5 protein-coding genes are annotated in these 3,059 nt (G+C 40.8%); all 5 read right to left on the minus strand.

Going from position 1 to position 3,059, the window contains the following annotated elements; all coding sequences use genetic code 11:
• A partial coding sequence (locus tag Q3O60_RS17445) for a P-loop nucleotide/nucleoside kinase family protein (RefSeq protein ID WP_440132267.1) occupies positions 1 to 194 on the minus strand: 194 nt, incomplete at its 3' end.
• 81 nt (positions 195 to 275) lie between these two features.
• The gene (locus tag Q3O60_RS17450; RefSeq protein WP_305895205.1) at positions 276 to 743 is read right to left on the minus strand and encodes an OsmC family protein; all 468 of its coding nucleotides are present in this window, start codon (positions 741 to 743) and stop codon (positions 276 to 278) included.
• 203 nt (positions 744 to 946) lie between these two features.
• Positions 947 to 1,525 carry a helix-turn-helix transcriptional regulator gene (locus tag Q3O60_RS17455; RefSeq protein ID WP_305895206.1) on the minus strand — a complete coding sequence of 193 codons (579 nt, stop codon included), beginning with the start codon at positions 1,523 to 1,525 and terminating at the stop codon, positions 947 to 949.
• Between the two features lie 194 nt (positions 1,526 to 1,719).
• Complete coding sequence (locus Q3O60_RS17460) at positions 1,720 to 2,508, minus strand: S1 family peptidase (protein WP_305895207.1); 789 nt, start codon at positions 2,506 to 2,508, stop codon at positions 1,720 to 1,722.
• Positions 2,509 to 2,645: 137 nt separating this feature from the next.
• On the minus strand, positions 2,646 to 3,059 hold a 414-nt coding region (locus tag Q3O60_RS17465; RefSeq protein ID WP_305895208.1), incomplete at its 5' end, for a hypothetical protein.

Consider the following 3,059-nt stretch of genomic DNA (forward strand, 5'->3'; position numbering starts at 1 on the left):
TTATCCTGAATGATCCGATAACTGAGTTGATAACCTTCACCTTCTACATCTAGATCACATAAATCCCGCAATCCTTGTTCGACAGTGTCAATTCGGACATATAAGATGCTTAGATGTTTCGCAAGCAGTTGAGCAAGTGTAGATTTCCCAACCGCAGGTAAACCGGAAAATATATATAGCGTCGGACGATTCAAATACCTATTCCTTGTATATTACGCTTCGCTCTGCGGAAGTTTAGGAGCTCAAGCGAGTAATTTTTCCATAGCAGCGCCTTGTTAAGCATTGATGTCTGTAGTTACCTGTGTCTTTACCGAGTTAGCGATAAAACATTGCTCATGTGATAAATGATGCATTTTTTCAAGCTCTTCTTTTGAAGGAGCCCTGTCACCACCAAACACAACTTTTGGTCGCAGAGTAACCTTGGTCATGGATATTTTGCCCGATTGGTCTTTCTCCATGAGGCCTACAGCATCATCGCTATAGCTTTCAACCACATACTTTTTTTTGGCTGCGATTGAAAGGAAAAAGAGCATATGGCAACTTGATAACGAAGCGACAAATGCTTCTTCAGGATCTACATTTGCTTCGACTGAATACGGTAGAGGTACAACATGAGGTGATGACGAAGCCGGCACGCAAACACCGCCGTCAAACTCCCAGACATGACCGCGACTATATGCATTGTCAATATATGGCTCATCTTTTCCGCGAGTCCATTTCACTAAAGCGTAATATTCAGACATTTTGTCTCCTTCGGGATGGATGATGCTTAACGCCCAAAGCAGGCGCGCTGCAGTCTAGCGCCGACTGACTTTGCTTGTTAGCAGCCCACATTGGTCTTGCGCGTCTAACCCCACTGGCAAGACCGAATAAAGCCACCGCTGCTTGTATTAAAAACTAAACCACGCAAGATTTAAAACGTTTGTTAGCTGGTATCTCCAATTTTTTAAAGACGAGTTGTTTGTAACTTTGAAGTGGTAATCTTAATTTTCTTGTCTACTTTTGTTATTTTGGGGTCTGCGACCAGTAACTCCATATTATTATTGACGATTCTCAAATTGAATTGATTGGGTTCATCGGTAACGAGACCATTTTTTAATACGGACATTTCGAAAAGTTCTTCTTCAGGAATGAGCACAATAACATCACCAGAATAAGTTACGGTGTTTTGGTCTCGCGATAAAGCCACAGATTCTGCTTGAACTATAACACCTGTAGACGCGGTTGAGACTGTAGCTACTAGAGCACTGCCAAACAGTGCAAATATAAAACTCAGAATAAAGAAAGGCTTCTTTGTAGGGCTATTTTTCCCGCCTTCTCTTTTCTCTCTTAAAGCAATGTCTTTTACATCTATTTCAAAAGCAGAGCAAAGAGCTTTTTGTGTCTCATAGGAAGCATTGCCATCATTTTCTGCTCGTTGAATGGTCCTTAAGCTTACGTCACAGACATCAGCTAGATGCTGCTGGCTCCACGCTTTGTCTTTTCTTTTTTTTATAACGATTTCAGAGTTAATTTTCATTTCCATTTTTAAGTACCTTTTGTAATGTCAGCTTTAACTTTAAGGCACAACCTCCTCATTTTAATACGACATTTGTATGCCAATTTAACGTCAAATACATGCCAGGCAGCTAACGCATTACTAATGGGCTGCCGCAGCGCAGCGTAGGCAGTCCCGTGAAGGCCACGCCGTTTGTGGCCAGAATGAAATTAAGTAACTTGTTAGCTACCCAATACACTTGATATCCAGTCATAATAATTTGACACTCTCACCTGATAGGCCGTAGTACCATACAAACCAGCTTTAAAAGTAGATATATCACCATGCCCTAATTGCCAACTTGATAAACCTACCAGAAATAAGCCGCCTTCTTTAAAGATAACAGAAGCCCCTCCACTATCTCCTGAACCATGCATACCCTCAAGCGCTAATGCATTTTCTGGTTTGTCGAATGTGAATGCTATCCAGCTACCTTCTGCGCTTTGCACAATATTTTGGAACTGGTTCATTACCCGAAGTGACTTAGTATCAGGATCTTCACCTGTTAATCCGTTACCTGTAGCTCCCCTGCCATATACCGTAATTATTTCATCTACTTCATTTTCACCCGTATACATATTGATTGGTTTAACATCGCTTACAGGTAATGTTAATTTAATTAGCGCAATATCACTTCTAGACTTAAAAAAGTTCATTAAAGGTGCTAAATCACCTTCTAATAAATGTTTACCCGGTTCAGTATAATCAGGGTGTATATGAACCGCTTCTATCTGGTAAGTCTTTGAACCTACTTTTAAATCTTTACCAACATAATCATAAAAAATAGTGTGTGCGACCGTCAAAACCCATTGAGGATCGATTAGAACACCATGCCCCTCATGCGGCATATCAATAAGGTATTCAGGTGCTTTTTCTAAAACATAATTTTCGGGTGGAATATCGTGCCTTTTCACCACTGCATTGGTGCCGAGCGAAAAAAAACAAAAGAATAAGAAAAGCCAAACTTTCATATTACGACCATATTCATTGAAGGGTAGCTAACGCCCCGCGCATGCGCGCGAATTTGTGAGCATCGCAAGGGCTGGAGGCCCTGAATGACGCGGATTGTTAGGCAAACCGTACATCCAAACTGGCATACACTTAACCACTAAAGATCAAAAAAATCACGCATGTTCTGCATAGGCTTTTCACACATATCGTCCCAGAAAAATTTATAATCAATGTTTTGAGGCTTACTTGCCCACCAACGCTGAGCGTCTTTTCTAATCTTAGCCGAGTGTTCTGGCGATATTTTTGAAGCTATTCTGAATTTTTCAAGAAGCGCCTCACCATCTTCAGCGTAATTATTTTTTTCTGACAGCTCGACGCAAATGTAAACCATACCAGAATAGTTTTGCTCTTGTGGTCCCTGAAACTCGTGAGTCTCATAATTAGGTATGTTATCAACAGCACTATAAGCTCTTGACTCATAGCTAAATAATGAAAAAATTAGAATAATAATGATTTTATGCATAGACATGCCTAACGCTTGCAGCATGCGCGCCTTTGGAATGGAGCCGTC

It is taken from the genome of Alkalimonas collagenimarina, assembly GCF_030717845.1.
Classification (GTDB): domain Bacteria; phylum Pseudomonadota; class Gammaproteobacteria; order Enterobacterales; family Alteromonadaceae; genus Alkalimonas; species Alkalimonas collagenimarina.